The sequence below is a fragment of the Streptomyces sp. NPDC048462 genome, assembly GCF_043200175.1.
Lineage (GTDB): Bacteria > Actinomycetota > Actinomycetes > Streptomycetales > Streptomycetaceae > Streptomyces.
Window position 1 is genome coordinate 175284 of the sequence record NZ_JBICXG010000005.1, and the last position, 17004, is coordinate 192287.

Genomic DNA, 17004 nt, shown 5'->3' on the forward strand with positions numbered 1-17004 from the left:
GACCTAACTTAACCGACCCTTACCTGACCGATACCCACCCGCGCAGTGATTCAGCTCTCACCGCACGCGCGCGGGAACGGGGCGATCACGACCGACCCATGGACGAGCCCGCACGGGGTAAAGCGACGGTCAAGCGGTCCGGTCCGGCACCACGAGCGGCGCCCCGGTGCGCGGATGCGGGAACACCTCGACCGGCTGCCGGTAGACCTCGCCGAGCAGCGCGCCCGTGAACACCTCGGCGGGCGGCCCCACCACCGCGATCCGCCCGCCGTGCAGCACGGCGGCCCGGTCCGCGTACGCGGCGGCCAGCCCCAGATCGTGCAGGACCACCACGACCGCGTCACCGGCGGCGGCCCGCTCCCGGCAGATCCGCAGCACGAGTTCCTGGTGGCGCAGGTCCAGCGCCGCGGTCGGCTCGTCGAGCAGCAGCAGCGGGGCGCGCTGCGCCAGCACCCGGGCCAGTGCGACCCGGGCCCGCTCGCCGCCGGACAGCGCGGAGAACGGGCGTGCGGCGAACTCGGTGACCTCGGTGGCCGCCATCGCCGCCCGGACCGCCGGATCGTCCTCGTCCTCGCGCTCCGTACCGGCCCAGGGCGCCCGCCCCATCCGTACGACGTCCGCCACCGGGAACGGGAAGGAGAGCGCGGCGGACTGCGGCAGCACCGCGCGGCGCAGGGCGAGTTCCGGCGCGGACCACTCGCCCACCGGCCGCCCGTCGATCCGTACCGTGCCGCTCCCGGCGGGCAGGTCGGCGGCGAGCGCGGCCAGCAGCGTCGACTTCCCGGCCCCGTTCGGGCCGACGAGCGCCAGCACCTCGCCCGCGTGCACCGTCAGCTCGACGGAGTCGAGCACCTGGCGCCCGCCCAGCCGGACCCGCAGCCCGCTCACCTCCGCGACCGGGGCGCCGGGGGCGACCGGGGCAGGAAGCAGCCGGTCGCGCACCGCGAAGAGGTTCCGCAGCGTTCTCATGCCCAGCCACCTTGCTTGCGACGGGTCCGGCGCAGCAGCCAGAAGAAGAACGGGCTGCCGATGAGCGCGGTCAGCACGCCGAGCGGCAGCTCGGCCGGGTCCGCGACGGTACGGGCCGCGAGATCGCCCGCGACCAGCACCAGCGCACCGCCGAGCGCACTGCCGGGGACCAGGAAGCGGTGGCCGGGGCCGTTCGCCATCCGCAGCAGATGCGGCACCAGCAGCCCCACGAACGAGATGATCCCGGCGACCGCCACCGCGGCGGCGGTCAGCAGCGCCACGACCAGCACCAGCACGACCCGGAGCCGCTCCACATCGACGCCCAGGTGCCGGGCGGGCCGTTCACCGAGCGCCAGCAGGTCCAGCCTGCGGGCGTAGAACGGCGCGAGGAGCAGCCCGAGCGCCGCGCACGGCAGCACGGCCAGCACCTTCGGCCAGGTGGCCTGGGCCAGCGAGCCGAGCTGCCAGAAGGTGATCTGGCTGATCTGCGCGTTGTCCGCGAAGAAGATGAACAGCCCGATCAGCGCGCCCGCGAAGGCGTTGACGGCGATACCCGTGAGGATAAGCGTCACCACCTCCGTCCGGCCGCCCGACCGCGACAGCGCGTAGACGAGCAGCACGGTCAGCAGACCGGCGACGAACGCGCAGACGGTGATGGTCCAGTTGCCGAAGAAGCTCAGCCCCAGCGCGATCGAGGCGACCGCGCCGACCGCCGCGCCCGCCGAGATCCCGATGACGCCCGGCTCCGCGAGCGGATTGCCGAACACCCCCTGCATCAGGGCGCCCGCGCAGCCGAGGGAGGCGCCGACCAGCAGCGCCAGGACGACCCTCGGCAGCCGGACGTTCCACAGGACGCTCTCCCCGACCCGGTCCAGGGCGTGTCCGCCGAGTCCGACGCGGTGCTGCACGGAGGCGAGGACGTCACCGAGCGGAATGCCGTACGCGCCGAGCCCGGCGGAGAGCAGGGAGCACAGGACCAGGGCCGCGAGCAGCCCGGCGGTGAGGGTGACGGCGGCGGGGCGCCGGGCCCTCGGCGGCGGCGCGGGGGCCGTCTCGGCGCCGGGCGGCCCGGCATCGGCTGCGGTCTTCCCGGTGCGCTCCCGGTAGGAGGTGGTCACTTGGCCGCCCCGTCCTTCGGGTGGAGCTGGGCGACGAGTTCGCTCAGTACGCGGTCGGTGCGCGGCCCGTAGTTCAGCAGTACCCCGTCGTCGATGGAGAGGATGCGGCGGTCCATGCCGGCCGGGGTCTCCGCGACGCCCGGGATCTTCACCAGGCCGTCGGCACCGCCGACCGATTCGAGGCCCTTCGTCATCACCAGGATCGCGTCGGGAGCCGCCTTGGCCAGGGCCTCGCTGGTGATGGCGGTGAAGTCCTTCCTCAGCCCGGACGCCTTGCCCGCGTCGACCGCGCCGGCCGCTTCGAGCAGCGAACTCGCGCCGGACTCGCGGCCCCCCAGCAGATAGACGGAGGCGGAGCCGCGCAGGTAGAGGAAGGCGACCCGGGGCTTCTTCGCCCCGTCGGCAGGTGCGGGCACGGACTTGCGGACGGCGTCGATCCGGTCCTGGGTGCGCTGCTTGAGCTCATCGCCCGACTTCGGTACGCCCAGGGCCGCCGCCACCGTCTCGATCCGGCGGCCGACGTCCGCCAGTTCGGTGGCCGGGTCGACGACCACGAGCGGGATCCCGGCGCCCCGGATCTGGCCGATGGCCTCGGCCGGGCCGGTCGTGGTGTCCGCGAGGACGACGGTGGGCCGCAGGGACAGCACGCTCTCGGCCGACACGTCGTGGGCGCGGGTCACCACCGGGAGCTTCTCGGCCTGTTCGAAGGTGGCGGTGATGTCGCGGGCCACCACCCGCTTACCCAGGCCGAGGGTGAAGACGATCTCGCTCAGGCTGCCGGTCAGCGGCACGATCCGGTCCGCCGAGGTGATCGTGGTCCGCTTCCCGTCCGCCGACTTCACTGTGACGGGCAGGCGGGGTGCGGGCGTGGTCGTCAGCGGCTCGATCCGGTCGGCGTCAAAGGCCGCGCCGGTTTTGGCGCCCGCCGCCTTCGCCGCCGGAGTCGCCGTCCCCCCGCAGCCGGTCAGCAGCAGTGCGGTCGCCAGGGATATCGCGGCCGTGACGAGGCCGGTGCGCGCCCGCCCGGGGCCTCTCGTTCGGATCAGGCCGGGCTCGCGGTGTCCGGCCTGATCCAAACGAAAGGCCCCGGGTCGCCCGGTGTCCCGGCCCGGCGGGGCGAAGTCCTGCGAGGAGCGCACTGGGCACCGTCCTGTCGTTCTGCGGCGTGCAGTTGGGAATGGAATGCGAGGAATGTGACGGAAGGGGTACCGACACACGATGCATATAGCTTAGGTTAGCCTTACCTCATCTTCTAGGCCTCGGAGGGGTTCATGCCGCCGTTCAGACCTGCCCGCGCGCTCGCCGTCGCGCTTCTCGCGGTACTGCTGGGAGCCCTGCTCCCGGCCACCGCCGCGCAAGCGGCGAGCCGGACGGTGCAGGGCGGCCGGCTCGACTGGGGGATCAAGTCCTCCTTCCAGAGTTACGTCACGGGCCCCATCGCCCACGGCAGTTGGAACCTGACCGGCGGCGCGGCCACGGTCGGCGGCAGCCAGTTCCGCTTCCACTCCGCCACCGGCTCCTACGACCCGGCGAGCGGCGCCCTCACCTCCGGCTTCTCGGGCGGTGTCCACTTCACCGGCCACCGCAAGCCCGACGGCTCCAACGAGCTGGACCTCACGATCAGCCGCCCGACCATCCGTATCCAGGGCGGCGGCGGCACCCTGTACGCGGACATGGTCAGCAAGGACCGGGGGACCGGCCGGGTCACGTCCACCGCCCAGGTGCCCCTGGCCACGCTCGGCCTGGCCGGGATCGACATGCGGGGCGGCTCCACCCCCATCGCCCTCAACAACGTCCCGGCAACGCTGACTTCGCAGGGCGCGAGGTCCTTCGCCGGCTACTACACGGCCGGTACGCCGCTGGATCCGGTCAGCCTCTCCGTGGACACCTCGGCCCCGGCCGGGAAGCCCGCCGCGTCCAGGCCCCCCGAGAAGCCCGCCGCCGGTGCGAAGCCGAAGGAGGCGGCGGGCCGGATCGAGGACGCCGCCGTGGACTGGGGCGTGCGCCGCACCTTCCGGGAGTACGTCACCGGCTCGATCGGCCAGGGCGAGTGGACCCTGACCGGGGGCGCCCAGGACGGCGGAGCACTCTTCCGCTTCCCGAAGGGGCAGGGCACGTACGACGCGAAGAAGCGGAACCTGACCGCCGCGTTCGCGGGCAGCGTCCGCTTCACCGGGGCGAACGACCTCGATCTGACGCTCTCCCGGTTCACGGTGGGGCTGAAGGCGGGCCGGGGCACGCTCAGCGCCGACGTCCGGACCGAGGGCGACACCGCGAAGGCCGTGCCGCTCATCACCTTCACCGCCGAGGACTTCGCGCCGAAGAACGGCCTCGCGGTCCTCACCGAGGCCCCCGCGAAGCTGACCGCCGACGGCGCCAAGGCGTTCGGCTCGCTCTACCGGGCGGGCACCGCGATGGACCCGGTCTCGCTCGCCGTTGCCGTGGACGCGAAGGCGAAGCTCCCCGCGCTCCCCGACCTCGGCAGCGACCCGGCCCCCACCGCGCAGCCGTCGGACACCCCCGGGCCGAAGACCGCCGCCGCGGCTCCCGTGGCCTCGGTGACGGACGAGGGCTCATCGACCGGGCTCTACCTGGCCCTCGGCGGCATCGCCGTGCTCGTCGCGGCGGCGGGCGGCGTGCTGTTCCTGGTGCGCCGCAACCGCTCCACGCCGGGCACCCCCTCCTGATCCCGGACCTCCCCGTCCCCCCACGCACCGCACTCCACCCGCTCCACCCCCGTCCCCACCCCACCCCCGTTGATTCTGTTCATCCCTGAGGAGACCACCGACCATGGCAGCCACCCGCCGCCCCATAGCCCTCGCCGCAGCCGTCGCCACAGCGGCCGCCCTCGGCGCAGCCTTCGCACTCCCGGCGTTCGCGGCCGGCCGGTCCGGCCAGGACGGCGCCAACGCGGCCGCCCCTGCCATGGAGCTGAAGGACGGCACGCTGGACTGGGGCTTCAAGGAGTCCTTCCGTAAGTACATCGGCGCCGCAGGCAAGATCACGGTCAAGGACGGCGCCACCCAGGCCGCGGGCAACGGTGTGTTCACCTTTGTCAACGGCAAGGGCACGTACGACATGACCACCTACGGCACCGACACCGCCTTCGAGGGCGGCGTCAACTTCTCCGCCCACGGCGGGGTCCTCGACATCACGCTCTCGGACGTCAAGCTGTCCACCGCCGGCAAGGGCGGTGCGATCACCGCCGACGTGGCGACCCCGCAGGGCACCCAGAACGACGTGGCGGTCGCGGACCTCGACCTGTCGGCCGTGAAGCCCGGTCAGGGCGCGGGCGGGGCGATGGTCTTCAAGGACATCCCCGCGAAGCTGACGAAGGCGGGCTCGGAGGCCTTCAACGGCCAGTATCAGGCGGGGGAGGTCCTGGACCCGGCCACGCTCACGGTGAAGGCGGTCGCGCCCCCGACCGAGCAGCCGACCGAGAAGCCCACCGAGCCGACCGGCAAGCCGACGGTGAAGCCCACCGACAAGCCGACCGTGATGCCCACGGGCAAGCCCACCACCCAGCCCACGCCGAAGCCCTCCCCGAGCGTCACGGCCACCGACCGGCCGGCCGCCGACCCGGGCGCCGTCGTCGGCGGCACCCTGAACTGGGGCGTGAAGGCCTCCTTCCGCGCATACGTCACCGGCCCCATCGCCCACGGCAAGGTCGAGACGACGGGCGGCGCCACCGCGTCCGGCGACGGCTACCGGTTCCCCGACGCCACCGGGCACTTCGATGCCGCGAAGCAGACCCTGAACGCCGGGTTCGACGGCAAGGTCCGCTTCCTGGGCCACCAGGAGGACGGCGCGTACACGCTCGACCTCTCGCTGAGCAACCTGGAGATCCAGGCCCACGGGACCACGGGCAAGCTCATCGCCGACGTGTCCACCAAGGACCGCGCGACGAAGAAGGCCGCCACCTACACCGGACTCGCCGTCGCCGATCTCAAGCTGCCCGCCGGCGGACTCACCGCCAAGGACGGTGTGGTGACCCTCTCCGCCGTTCCGGCCACCCTCACCGCCGACGGCACCAAGGCCTTCGGCGGCATGTACCGGGCCGGTGAGCAGCTCGACGCGCTGACCGTCGCGGTCGCCCTGGACAAGGACGCCGAACTCCCGTCCGGCACGGGCGCGGCCGGCGGTTCGGCCAACGGCGGTACGACCGGCGGCGCCACCGTGGGGGGCGGCGGTACGGTCGGCGGTTCGGCCGCCCTGGCCTCCACCGGCTCCGACGTCCCGGCCGGCTCGCTGGTCGCCGCCTCGGGCCTCATCGTGGCGGCCGGCGCCGGCGCCGTCGTCGTGGCCCGCCGTCGCCGCACCGCCTGATCCGAGGCACCGCGCGACACCGCCGCCCGGGTACCGGCCCTCTCGGAGGGGCGGGCACCCGGGCGGTGCTTCAATGCGCACGTGAGCGACTACGACGTACCCGCCGGCATCGACGTACTGCGTGTGTTCTGCGGCCCCGACGGGCGGCACGGCAACGCGCTCGGCGTCGTACGCGACGGGAGCGACCACCCCGAGCCGGCCGCGCGTCAGGAACTGGCCCGGCGGCTCGGCTTCAGCGAGACCGTGTTCGTGGACGATCCGGAACGCGGTCACCTGGACATCTACACCCCGGGCCTGCGGCTGCCGTTCGCCGGCGACCTGCTCGTCGGCGCCGCCTGGCTGCTCGACCTGGAGGTCCTGGAGCCGGCGGTGGGGGAGGTGTTCGCCCGTCAGGACGGCGAGTTCAGCTGGATCACCGCCCGCCCCGAGTGGGTCCCGCCGCGCACGCTGGAGCGGTACGGCTCGGCGGCCGAGGTCGAGGCGCTGTCTGCCCCGCCACCCGGCGAGGGCCGGCTCTACGCCTGGGCGTGGGAGGACGAGGCGGCCGGCCGGGTCAGGGCGCGGGGATTCCCGTGCCGGGACGAGAGGGTCATCGAGGACGAGGCGACGGGGGCGGCCGCGCTGCTGCTCAGCAACCAACTGAACCGTGCCCTGAACATCAGGCAGGGCCGAGGCTCCCAGATCCTCACGGCCCCCGCACCGGACGGCACGGTGGAGATCGGCGGCCGGGTCCTCCTCACGACCCAGGGCTGACGGCAGAACGGAGCGCGCCGCCGAGCGCGCCGCGTTACGCGCCGAGGGGGAAGGCCTCTCCCAGCTCCCGGAACACCGCGGTGTTCAGCGCGAACGCCCGCCTGCACTCGTCCACGATCCGCTGCTTCTCCAGGTCGTCCGCGTTCACCGCGTCCAGCAGCTCGCGGTAACCCCGCTTGAACGAGGCGGGGTTGGAGATCCCCTCGAAGACGTAGAACCGCACTCCGTCGCCCTTGCGCTCGAAGCCCCAGGTGCGCTCCGCCTTGTCGCGGATGATCTGGCCGCCCGACAGGTCGCCCAGGTAGCGGGTGTAGTGGTGCGCTATGTAACCCGCGGGCCAGGTACGGGCGCACTCGGCGACCCGGTCGGCGTACGCGGCGGTGGCCGGCAGCGGCTCCAGGCCCTCGCGCCAGTCCGCACCCCGCAGATGGGTCAGATCGCGCTCCAGCTCGGCGGTGCGCATCAGCTCGGGCTGGATGAACGGACCGGCGACCGGATCGCCGCGCAGTGCCTCGGCGCCGTCCTCCAGGGCTCGGTACACGAACCACAGCTGCTCGGTGTAGCGCGTGTACGCGTCCACCCCGAGGCGTCCGCCGAGCAGGTCGCTCATGAAGGTCGAGGTCTCCGCCTCGACGTGCTGCTCGTGCGACGCGGTGCGGATCAGCGTCGAGAAGGACGTGGCGGTGGCGGTTGCGTCCAAGGCGGGCCTCCGGGGACCGAGGGGGACGGGAAGTCCAGAAAGAGACGGAAATATCGGCTCGCCGAGGCAGTGCACCGCATGCGTGCCGATGGGTCGATCTTCCTACTTAGGTTTACCTAAGTCAACCGCTTCCCGACGGCCTGTCGGTAAAAACATCGGGGAAGCCGGGAAAGGGAAACGGCCGCCCGGAAGGGGCGGCCGTTCAGCAGGTGGGTGAGGGGGAGGGGACGGGTTACGGGAGCGTGAGGATCTCGGCCCCCGTCTCCGTCACCACCAGCGTGTGCTCGAACTGCGCGGTGCGCTTGCGGTCCTTGGTCACCACGGTCCAGCCGTCGTCCCACATGTCGTAGGTGTGGGTTCCGAGCGTCAGCATCGGCTCGATGGTGAACGTCATGCCGGGCTTCATCACCGTGGTGGCGTGCTCGCTGTCGTAGTGCGGGATGATCAGCCCGGAGTGGAACGAGGAGTTGATCCCGTGCCCGGTGAAGTCCCGCACCACCCCGTACCCGAAGCGCTTCGCGTACGACTCGATGACCCGCCCGATCACGTTCACCTGGCGGCCCGGACGGACCGCCTTGACCGCCCGCTTCAGCGACTCCTCGGTGCGCTCCACGAGCAGCCGCGACTCCTCGTCCACGTCGCCGCAGAGGTAGGTGGCGTTGTTGTCGCCGTGCACTCCGTTGATGTACGCCGTCACATCGAGGTTCACGATGTCGCCGTCGCGCAGCACCGTCGAGTCGGGGATGCCGTGGCAGATGACCTCGTTGAGCGAGGTGCAGAGCGACTTGGGGAAGCCCCGGTAGCCGAGCGTGGACGGATAGGCGCCGTGATCGCACATGAACTCGTGGGCGACCCGGTCGAGTTCGTCCGTCGTGACGCCGGGGGCGATGAGCTTCGCGGCCTCACCCATCGCCTGCGCGGCGATCCGCCCCGCGACGCGCATGCGCTCGACGGTGTCGGCGTCCTGGACCTCCGGGCCGGTGTACGGCGTCGGAGCCGGCTTGCCGACATACTCGGGGCGCCGGATGTTTCCGGGCACGGAACGGACGGGAGTGATCTCCCCTGGTACAAGCAGCGACTGGCCAGACATGCCAGCGAGTGTAGGGCCTGCCATTCGGATCATGCCGGGCTCGCTGATCCGGCCTGATCCGAATGGCAGGCCCTGACCAGCCCGCATGGGGCAGCATGGCACCGAGGAAAGGAAGCGACGATGGCCCTGTTCAAGAAGCGCACGGTCGGCAAGCCCGGCGAGTGGTACTACTGCCTGGAGCACAAGAAGGTCGAAGAGGGTCCCGACTGCCCCGCCAAGGACCGCTTCGGCCCGTACGCCTCCCGCCAGGAGGCTCAGCACGCCATGGAGACCGCGCAGGAGCGCAACCTGGAGTGGGAGACCGACCCCAAATGGCACGACCGCCAGGGGCCGGACGAGAACGCGAGCGGCTGAGAGCCCCTCGGTGAGGGGCCCGCGCCCCGGGCTCAGCCCGCGGGCGCGGCCTCCAGGCCCTCCTCGCGCTGTGCGCGCCTGCGCAGCGCGTCCGCGTCCGTCTCCGAGTCGTAGGTGAGGAGCTTCGGCAGGGCCGCCGCCAGCAGCGCCACCGAGGCGATGCAGGCCACCCCGCCGCTCCAGACGGCGGTGCGGGTCCCCGTCCACCCCGCCATACCGCCGGCCCGCACCTGGCCCAGCTGCGGGCCGACGCTGTACGAGAGCACCTCGATGCCCGCGAGGCGGCCCCGCAGCGCCTCCGGGATCGTCTGGTTCCAGATCGTCGAACGGCCGAGCCCGCTGAGCATGTCGCCCGCGCCGGCCACCGCCAGGCAGCCCAGCACCAGCCACACGTTGCCGAACCAGCCGGCCGCCGCGATGGCCAGCCCCCAGACGGCCGCGCCGAACACCACGAACAGTCCGTGCCTGCGCACCCGTGAGGTCCAGCCGCTGGTCAGGCCCAGCAGGAGGGAGCCGACCGAGCCCGCCGCGTACATCAGCCCCAGCGACCACTCCGCGTCCAGGTCGTCCGCGAGGAACGGGAAGATCGTGTTCGGGAAGGCGAAGAACATCGCCGCCATGTCGATCGCGTACGTCCCCAGCAGCACCGGCCGGCTCCAGGCGTAGCGGGCGCCCTCCGCGATGCCGCGCAGCGACGGCTTCGTCCCCTTCTCGGCGGGCGGCGCGGGCGCGAGGCGGCGGCACAGGAACACGGACACGCTGAAGGTCGCCACCGTGATCGCGTACGCCGTGGCGTGCCCGGCATAGGCCACCACCAGGCCCGCGAGGGCCGGGCCCATGATCGCGCCGGCCTGCCAGCGCAACGAGTTCAGCGCTGCGGCGGCGCCCAGCTGGTCGTGCGGCACGATGCGGGCCATCAGCGAGTCCAGCGCGGGCCGCTGGAGCCCGGCTAGCGCGGAGACGCCGCCGGCCACCACGTAGAGCGGCCACAGCATCGGGTCGGGCAGGGCCGCGTTCACCAGGAGGACGAGCGCGAGCAGCCCGAGCCCCGCCTCGGTGGCCAGGATGACCTTGCGGCGGTCGGCGGCGTCGGCCAGCGCACCGCCGTAGAGGCCGAACACGATCAGCGGCACCAGCTCGACCGCGCCCATCGCGCCGACCGCGAGGGGTGAGCCGGTGAGGTGTTTGATCTGGAGCGGCAGCGCGATCAGCGCCATGGAACTGCCGAAGAAGGTGACGAGCCCCTGCACCCACAGCAGCCGGAAGTCCGCCGAGGACCGCCAGGGCGAGAGGTCGGGAAGAAGCGCGGAGAGCCTGGCGGCGAGCGAGAAACGGGAGGTCACGAGGGGTCATGGTCCGCCGGGACGGGTGCTCGGTGCAAACGCGTTTCCGGGTTGCCGGACGGCCGCCCCGCAGGACCGCCCGCCCCGGCTCACCAGCGCGGCGGCGGGGGCGCCGTCAGCTGGTCGGCGAGGCGGGACAGCCGGTCGCGGAAGCGCCGCCGGCCACGCGGCACGGGCGCGCTGTTCTCCCCGGCCGCCGCGCTCACCAGGTGCTGCACCGTGTCCAGGTCCACCTCGTCGTCGCCCGCCACGGACAGCGCCTCATGGGCCAGGCCCCGGACCTCCGGATCACCGTTGTCCAGCGAAAGCACCGTCGCACCCGCCCGCCGCGCGTCGTGCACCCGCTCCAGCAGGCCCTCGCCCGGCCACCGGGGCACCACCACGAGCAGCGTCTCGCCCCGGCCCGCCGCCTCGATCCGGCCCAGGCCGACGGCCAGCTGGGCCGGGTCCCCGGGCGCCACCCTGTGCCGGACCAGCGTGGGCGCCAGCTCGGGCAGCCCCGACCAGGTGGACTCGTCGACCAGATGGGCAGCCAGGTGCCACGGCTCGTACTCCTCGGTCCCCACCAGCAGCAGCCCGCCGCCGTGCGGGACGACGGACGAGCGCAGCGTCCCGGCGAACCGCCGGGTGGCGGCCGGCCACTCCGTCCCGGCGAGCACCTCACGCAGCAGCGCCACACGTACGGCATCCATGGCCGGGATCCTGCGGCACATCCCGGGGCCGGCGCGGGGGAACGGCCGCGGACCACCCGAACGGGGCCGGAAACGTGATCCGGATCGCGGTCCGGCGGCGGGGCGGCCCTGAGGGCCTGTCCGGCGGATCAGGGCCGGGGTCGCGGTGTCTGGTACGGCACCTCGCCGCGTTGCCGAAACGTCCGAATCGCTCCGCGATGAGGACACTCCGGCGCCTTGCGATGCACCGCACCAGACACCGCGCCCTTTCCGACCCTGCTCCGCCGGACAGGCCCTAGCCGCCTGGAAGTACTGTCGGGCCCATGACTACGAATGACAGCGGCAGCGCGCCCAAGCCCCCCGCCAAGGACCCCTGGGACCTCCCCGACGTGTCCGGCCTGACCGTCGGCGTACTCGGCGGCACCGGCCCGCAGGGCCGCGGACTGGCCTACCGCTTCGCCCGCGCCGGACAGCAGGTCGTCATCGGCTCCCGCGCGGCCGACCGCGCGCAGACCGCCGCCGAGGAGATCGGCCACGGCGTCCGGGGCGCGGACAACGCCGGCTGCGCCCGCGACAGCGACGTCGTGATCGTCGCCGTGCCGTGGGACGGGCACGCCAAGACCCTGGAGTCGCTGCGCGAGGAGCTCGCCGGGAAGCTCGTCATCGACTGCGTCAACCCGCTCGGCTTCGACAAGAAGGGCGCCTACGCGCTGAAGCCGCAGGAGGGCAGCGCCGCCGAGCAGGCCGCCGCCCTGCTGCCGGACTCCCGGGTCACCGCCGCCTTCCACCACCTCTCGGCGGTGCTGCTTCAGGACGAGGCGATCGAGGAGATCGACACCGATGTGCTGGTGCTGGGCGAGGCCCGCGCCGACACCGACCTGGTCCAGGCGCTGGCCGGCCGGATTCCGGGGATGCGCGGCATCTTCGCGGGACGGTTGCGCAATGCCCACCAGGTCGAGTCGCTGGTCGCCAACCTGATCTCGGTCAACCGCCGCTACAAGGCACACGCGGGGCTGCGCACCACCGACGTGTGAGCCGCGCCGCCGCGCCCGCACCCCGCTCGGAGCGTTCCGGGGCATGGGGGACACTGGAGGAGACCGCGCACCACCCCCCGACAGGAGCCCTCCCCATGCCCCGCCTCGCTCTCTACGCCGTCATCGTCTGCGTTCTCGCCGTCGTGGCGGCCGTGATCTCCTTCGTGCAGGGCAGCTGGCTCCTCGGGGTCCTCTGGGTGCTGCTGGTCGGCCTCTCGTCGAACATGGCCTGGTACTACCTGCGCCGCCGGCGTGCCACGCAGAGCGCGTAGGGCACGCGGAGCGCGTAAGACACCCGGCTAGCCGTTCATCGAGCAGATGTCGTTCGGCGTCTGCCAGAACCGGTAGGCGTCGAGACCGCAGTACGTGTCGAAGTCGCTGACGCCGAGCGACCGCAGCAGTGCGTCGACCATGTCGAAGAACGCCGCGTTCACCCCCGGGACCCACAGCAGGGCGAAGACCGCGATCAGCCCGAACGGGGCGAACGGCTCCACCTGGCGGCGCACCGAGTGGGAGAGCCAGGGCTCGATCACCCCGTAGCCGTCCAGCCCCGGCACCGGTACGGAGTTGAGGATCGCCGCCGTCACCTGGAGCAGCGCCAGGAAGCCCAGCGCGTTGCGGAACGCGGCCGGCACGCCGCTCAGCGCGTCCAGCCAGAACGGCGCCGTGCACACGATCGCGAACAGCACATTGGTCAGCGGGCCCGCCGCCGAGATCAGGCTGTGCCGCCAGCGGCCCCGGATCCGGCCGCGCTCGATGAAGACCGCACCGCCGGGCAGGCCGATCCCGCCCATGATCACGAACAGCACCGGCAGCACGATGCTCAGCAGGGCGTGCGTGTAGCGAAGGGGATTGAGCGTGAGGTACCCCTTGGCACCGATGGAGATGTCGCCGCTGTGCAGCGCGGTTCTGGCGTGGGCGTACTCGTGGAGGCAGAGCGACACGATCCAGGCCGCCGTGACGAAGAGGAACGTGGCGAAGCCCGGCTGATCCGCGAAGTCCGTCCACACCGCCCATCCGGACACCGCCGCGACGGCGGCGATCCCGAGGAAGACCGGGCTGATCCGCCGGTCGCTGCGCGCTGTTGCGGTGGTCATCGGCGGCTCCTGGTGGCTGCGGGCGGAACGGGCGCGGGCGGGCGGCGAGCCCGACCGTACAGGCGACACGGCCAAAACGTCTGGCATCCTGCCACTGGTTCCGTAAAGGGTGGGGGCATGACAGCCAGTACGGCGGGCGGCCCGCACGCACACGACCGGTCCGTGGTCTCGCTTCCGGCCCCGGTCACGGACAATGGGCGGGTGCGCTACAGGATCCTCGGTACCACCCAGGCACTCCGCGACGACGGCACGGCCGTCGCCGTCGGCGGGGCGCGGCTGCGCGCCCTGCTCACCGTTCTCGCGCTGCGGGCCGGCCGGACGGTGCCCGCCGCCGTACTCGTCGACGAGGTGTGGGGCGCGGACCCGCCCGCCGACGCGCCGGGCGCCCTGCAGGCGCTCGTGGGCCGGCTCCGGCGGGCGCTCGGGCACGCGGCCGTCGCCTCGGCGGAGAACGGCTACCGGCTGGCAGCCGAACCGGACACCGTCGACCTGTACCGCTTCGAGCGCCTCGCGGGGGAGGGGGCACGGGCCCTGGAGGAGGGCGACCCGGCCAAGGCCGCGAGCGTCCTCGACGACGCGCTGGGCCTGTGGCGCGGCCAGGTGCTCGCCGATCTGCCCGACCGCCACGCCGAGGCGGCCCGCTGGACCGCCCGCCGGCTCGACGCCCGCCGCACCCGGCTCACCGCCTCGCTCGCCCTCGGCCGGGCCGAGCGGGTGCTGCCGGAACTGGCCGCGCTCTGCGGCGAGCACCCCCTCGACGAACCGCTCCAGGCGCTGCGGCTGCGCGCCCTGCGCGACGCCGGACGCACCGCCCAGGCGCTGGCCGCGTACGAGGAGGTGCGCACCGTGCTCGCCGACCGGCTCGGCGCCGATCCCGGCGCCGAACTGAGGTCTCTGCACGCGGAGTTGCTGCGTCAGGAGCCGCAGCGACCGCTCATATCCGCGGCTCCCGCCGACCGCCCCGCCGCGGCCTCCGACCGCCGCGTTCCCGCCGCCCCGCCCGGCAACCTCCGGGCCAGGCTCACCAGCTTCGTCGGCCGGGAGAGCGACATCGAGACCCTGCGCGGCGACCTCTCCGGCGCCCGCCTGGTCACCCTGCTCGGCCCCGGCGGCGCGGGCAAGACCCGGCTCTCGCAGGAGGCCGCCGAATCCGTCGATCCCGCCACCTGGCCGGACGGGGTCTGGATGGCGGAGCTGGCGCCGGTCGACGATCCCGAGGCGGTGCCGGAGGCCGTACTCACCGCGCTCGGGGGCCGCGAGACCGTACTGCGGGGTGCGGGCGCCGAGGAGCTCCGGGCCGTGGAGCGGGGCGGCGGGGGCGAACCGCTCGCCCGGCTCACCGAACACCTCGCCGGGCGCCGCATGCTGCTGCTCCTGGACAACTGCGAGCACGTCATCGAGGCCGCGGCCGCCCTCGCCGACCACCTGCTGGCCCGCTGCCCCGAGCTCACCGTGCTCGCGACCAGCCGTGAACCCCTCGGTGTGCCGGGCGAGTTCGTCCGGACCGTCGACCCGCTGCCCGACCCGATGGCGCTGCGCCTGTTCGCGGACCGGGGCGCCGCCGCGCTGTCCGGCTTCCGGGTCGACGCGGATGAGCGGACGGCGGCCGCCACCGCCGAGATCTGCCGCCGGCTCGACGGGCTGCCGCTCGCCATCGAGCTGGCCGCCGCCCGGCTCCGGATGCTCACCCCGCGCCAGATCGCCGACCGGCTGGATGACCGCTTCCGCCTGCTGACCGGCGGCAGCCGCACCGTACTGCCACGCCAGCAGACCCTGCGCGCCGTCGTCGACTGGTCCTGGGACCTCCTGGACGAGGACGAACGCACCGCCCTGCGGCGGCTGTCGGTCTTCTCCGGCGGCTGGACCCTGGCCGCCGCCGAGGCGGTCTGCGCGGACCGGCCGCGCGCCGCGCACGACGTCGCCGCCCTGCTCGGCTCGCTCGTCGACAAATCGCTCGTCGTCGCCGCGCCCGCCGCGGACGGCCGGATGCGCTACCGCCTCCTGGAGACCGTCGGCGAGTACGCCGCCGAGCGGCTCGACGAGGCGGCGGAGCGCGAATCCGTCGAACGCCGGCACCTGGTGTTCTTCCGGGAGCTGGCCCGTACCGCTGACCCCGAGCTCCGCGGCGCCGGGCAGCTGGCCGCGATCGAAACGTTCCAGAGCGAGTACGAGAACCTCCGCTCCGCCCTGCGGCACGCCATCGCCGCCCGGGATGAGCAGGAGTCGCTCTGCATGGTGCTCTCGCTCTCCTGGTACTGGCACATACGCGATCTGAGCACCGATGCCCTGCAGTGGTCCGAGGCCGCCGCGTCCCTCGGCCCCGATCCGTTCGCCCCGCCCGGCAGCCCCGCGCCCTCCCTCCACGAACGCTGCATCGACGCACCGCCGCCGATGAGCCCCGAACTGCTCCAGGAGGCACGGCGGCAGGTGGCGCTGGTCCAGCTGGTCAGCGTGGACAACGGGCTGGACGAGTGGACGAACACAGACGGCGTGGCGCAGCTGCGCACCATCGCGAACACCTACCGGGCGGGCCAGCCGCAGACCTGCCGCTTCCCGGCATCGCTCTGGTTCTTCGCGGTGCTGGTCACCGGTGACATGGCCGCGCTGCGCGAGATGCTGGAGGAGACGGTCGCGGCCGCACGGCGACTCGGCTACGAATGGGAGCTGGCCTCGGCGCTCCAGATGCGCGCCAACGTGCTGGCCAACCGGCTCGACTGGGCGGGCGAGGCACAGGCCGACGCCGACGAGAGCCTGGAGATCTTCATCCGTCTCGGCGACGACTGGGGCGTGGCCGAGGCCCTCTCCTCACGGGGCGAGGCCGACGAGAAGCGGGGCGACTTCGACCAGGCGGCCGAGGACTACCTGGCCGCGATCGGGTACGCGGAGAAGATCGGCGCCCGCGCCCAGGTCTCGGTGCTCCGCACCCGGTACGCCTCCGTCCTGACGGAGCTCGGCCGCGGCGCCGAGGGCGAGACCATTCTGCGCGAGGTGCTCCTGGAGACGTGGCACGTGGGGCACGGGGCCAAGTCCTTCGCCCGGCTCTTCCTGTCGATGTGGCTGGGCCGGTCCGGCCGGACCGTCGAGGCCCGCGCGCACCTCACCGCCCTGCGCGAGGAGTTCAGGGCGGAGACGCAGGCGGTCTTCGACGCGTTCGTGGTGGGCGGTATGGCCTGGCTGGACAACATCGAGGGGCTGTACGCGGACGCCCTCGACCGGAGCCGGCATGCGCTGTCGCGGTCCGGCGACCCGCTGTCGCAGATGGTGGCGCCGCACATGGCCGTCATCCACCTCGTCAGCGCCGCGCGGGCGCTGGGCGGCCTCGGCGGGGAGCGCCGGGGGGCCCTGGCGGCCCGGCTGCTGGCCACCTGCCGGGAACTGCTGCCGAGCGGGCACATGCCGACGTCGATGGAGCGGGAGAACTACGACGCGGCCGAGGAACTGGTGCGGGCCGCTCTCGGGGACACCGCCTTCGAGAGCGGGTACGCCGGGAGCGGCGGCCTCTCCCTTGAGGAGGTCACCGCTCTCGTCGAGGCGTACCGGGACTGAACC

The 17004-nt window shown here is 73.2% G+C and carries 15 protein-coding genes; 7 read left to right on the forward strand and 8 right to left on the reverse strand.

The window, feature by feature from the left end; genetic code table 11:
• Positions 1 to 129 precede the first annotated feature (129 nt).
• Genes ACGFU6_RS11730 through ACGFU6_RS11740 form a run of 3 tightly spaced genes read right to left on the reverse strand, consistent with a single transcriptional unit; the run spans position 130 to position 3226 of the window.
• A complete protein-coding gene (locus ACGFU6_RS11730; RefSeq protein WP_393609985.1) occupies positions 130 to 969 on the reverse strand; it encodes a heme ABC transporter ATP-binding protein in 840 nt (279 codons plus the stop codon).
• Positions 966 to 2087, reverse strand: a complete 1122-nt coding sequence (locus ACGFU6_RS11735) for a FecCD family ABC transporter permease (RefSeq protein WP_393609987.1) — start codon at positions 2085 to 2087, stop codon at positions 966 to 968. Before ACGFU6_RS11735 ends, ACGFU6_RS11730 begins: the two co-directional genes overlap by 4 nt.
• A complete protein-coding gene (locus ACGFU6_RS11740; protein ID WP_393609989.1) occupies positions 2084 to 3226 on the reverse strand; it encodes a hemin ABC transporter substrate-binding protein in 1143 nt (380 codons plus the stop codon). Before ACGFU6_RS11740 ends, ACGFU6_RS11735 begins: the two co-directional genes overlap by 4 nt.
• Before the next feature lie 132 nt (positions 3227 to 3358).
• Between ACGFU6_RS11740 and ACGFU6_RS11745 the strand changes: the two genes are divergently transcribed.
• The 3 genes from ACGFU6_RS11745 to ACGFU6_RS11755 all read left to right on the forward strand — a co-directional run bounded on the left by ACGFU6_RS11745 (position 3359) and on the right by ACGFU6_RS11755 (position 7166).
• Positions 3359 to 4774 carry an HtaA domain-containing protein gene (locus ACGFU6_RS11745; protein WP_393609991.1) on the forward strand — a complete coding sequence of 472 codons (1416 nt, stop codon included), beginning with the start codon at positions 3359 to 3361 and terminating at the stop codon, positions 4772 to 4774.
• Between the two features lie 103 nt (positions 4775 to 4877).
• Positions 4878 to 6413: an HtaA domain-containing protein gene (locus ACGFU6_RS11750; protein ID WP_393609992.1), complete on the forward strand. Its 1536-nt coding sequence runs from the start codon at positions 4878 to 4880 to the stop codon at positions 6411 to 6413.
• An 81-nt stretch (positions 6414 to 6494) separates the two neighbouring features.
• Positions 6495 to 7166 (forward strand): PhzF family phenazine biosynthesis protein, encoded by a 672-nt coding sequence (locus ACGFU6_RS11755; protein ID WP_393609993.1) that lies wholly within the window; start codon positions 6495 to 6497, stop codon positions 7164 to 7166.
• Between the two features lie 34 nt (positions 7167 to 7200).
• On the opposite strand, the gene ACGFU6_RS11760 is transcribed toward ACGFU6_RS11755, so the two are convergent.
• Entirely contained in the window at positions 7201 to 7866 is a 666-nt protein-coding gene (locus ACGFU6_RS11760; RefSeq protein ID WP_393609994.1) for a heme oxygenase (biliverdin-producing), read from the reverse strand.
• A 232-nt stretch (positions 7867 to 8098) separates the two neighbouring features.
• Positions 8099 to 8956, reverse strand: coding sequence for a type I methionyl aminopeptidase (gene map / locus ACGFU6_RS11765; protein ID WP_393609996.1), 858 nt, complete (start codon positions 8954 to 8956; stop codon positions 8099 to 8101).
• A gap of 120 nt (positions 8957 to 9076) precedes the next feature.
• Here map and ACGFU6_RS11770 point away from each other — a divergent pair, with 120 nt between their 5' ends.
• Positions 9077 to 9310: a hypothetical protein gene (locus ACGFU6_RS11770; RefSeq protein ID WP_393609997.1), complete on the forward strand. Its 234-nt coding sequence runs from the start codon at positions 9077 to 9079 to the stop codon at positions 9308 to 9310.
• A 32-nt stretch (positions 9311 to 9342) separates the two neighbouring features.
• On the opposite strand, the gene ACGFU6_RS11775 is transcribed toward ACGFU6_RS11770, so the two are convergent.
• A complete protein-coding gene (locus ACGFU6_RS11775; RefSeq protein ID WP_393609999.1) occupies positions 9343 to 10653 on the reverse strand; it encodes an MFS transporter in 1311 nt (436 codons plus the stop codon).
• 89 nt (positions 10654 to 10742) lie between these two features.
• Positions 10743 to 11345, reverse strand: a complete 603-nt coding sequence (locus tag ACGFU6_RS11780) for a hypothetical protein (RefSeq protein WP_393610000.1) — start codon at positions 11343 to 11345, stop codon at positions 10743 to 10745.
• Positions 11346 to 11647: 302 nt separating this feature from the next.
• Here ACGFU6_RS11780 and npdG point away from each other — a divergent pair, with 302 nt between their 5' ends.
• The gene (gene npdG, locus ACGFU6_RS11785) at positions 11648 to 12358 is read left to right on the forward strand and encodes an NADPH-dependent F420 reductase (protein ID WP_123526390.1); all 711 of its coding nucleotides are present in this window, start codon (positions 11648 to 11650) and stop codon (positions 12356 to 12358) included.
• 95 nt (positions 12359 to 12453) lie between these two features.
• A complete protein-coding gene (locus ACGFU6_RS11790; RefSeq protein ID WP_393610001.1) occupies positions 12454 to 12630 on the forward strand; it encodes a hypothetical protein in 177 nt (58 codons plus the stop codon).
• A 27-nt stretch (positions 12631 to 12657) separates the two neighbouring features.
• Here the strand turns inward: ACGFU6_RS11790 and ACGFU6_RS11795 are convergent, their stop codons facing one another.
• Entirely contained in the window at positions 12658 to 13455 is a 798-nt protein-coding gene (locus ACGFU6_RS11795; RefSeq protein ID WP_393610003.1) for a site-2 protease family protein, read from the reverse strand.
• 201 nt (positions 13456 to 13656) lie between these two features.
• On the opposite strand from ACGFU6_RS11795, the gene ACGFU6_RS11800 reads away from it, so the two are divergent.
• Positions 13657 to 17001, forward strand: coding sequence for a BTAD domain-containing putative transcriptional regulator (locus tag ACGFU6_RS11800; RefSeq protein ID WP_393610313.1), 3345 nt, complete (start codon positions 13657 to 13659; stop codon positions 16999 to 17001).
• Positions 17002 to 17004 lie beyond the last annotated feature (3 nt).

What these genes read in the sequence shown, in the direction of transcription:
- ACGFU6_RS11730 (WP_393609985.1), bottom strand. Translation starts at nt 969, where the DNA reads ATGAGAACGCTGCGGAACCTCTTCGCGGTGCGCGACCGGCTGCTTCCT.
- ACGFU6_RS11745 (WP_393609991.1), top strand. Translation starts at nt 3,359, where the DNA reads ATGCCGCCGTTCAGACCTGCCCGCGCGCTCGCCGTCGCGCTTCTCGCG.
- ACGFU6_RS11750 (WP_393609992.1), top strand. Translation starts at nt 4,878, where the DNA reads ATGGCAGCCACCCGCCGCCCCATAGCCCTCGCCGCAGCCGTCGCCACA.
- map (WP_393609996.1), bottom strand. Translation starts at nt 8,956, where the DNA reads ATGTCTGGCCAGTCGCTGCTTGTACCAGGGGAGATCACTCCCGTCCGT.
- ACGFU6_RS11770 (WP_393609997.1), top strand. Translation starts at nt 9,077, where the DNA reads ATGGCCCTGTTCAAGAAGCGCACGGTCGGCAAGCCCGGCGAGTGGTAC.
- ACGFU6_RS11780 (WP_393610000.1), bottom strand. Translation starts at nt 11,345, where the DNA reads ATGGATGCCGTACGTGTGGCGCTGCTGCGTGAGGTGCTCGCCGGGACG.
- npdG (WP_123526390.1), top strand. Translation starts at nt 11,648, where the DNA reads ATGACTACGAATGACAGCGGCAGCGCGCCCAAGCCCCCCGCCAAGGAC.
- ACGFU6_RS11790 (WP_393610001.1), top strand. Translation starts at nt 12,454, where the DNA reads ATGCCCCGCCTCGCTCTCTACGCCGTCATCGTCTGCGTTCTCGCCGTC.
- ACGFU6_RS11795 (WP_393610003.1), bottom strand. Translation starts at nt 13,455, where the DNA reads ATGACCACCGCAACAGCGCGCAGCGACCGGCGGATCAGCCCGGTCTTC.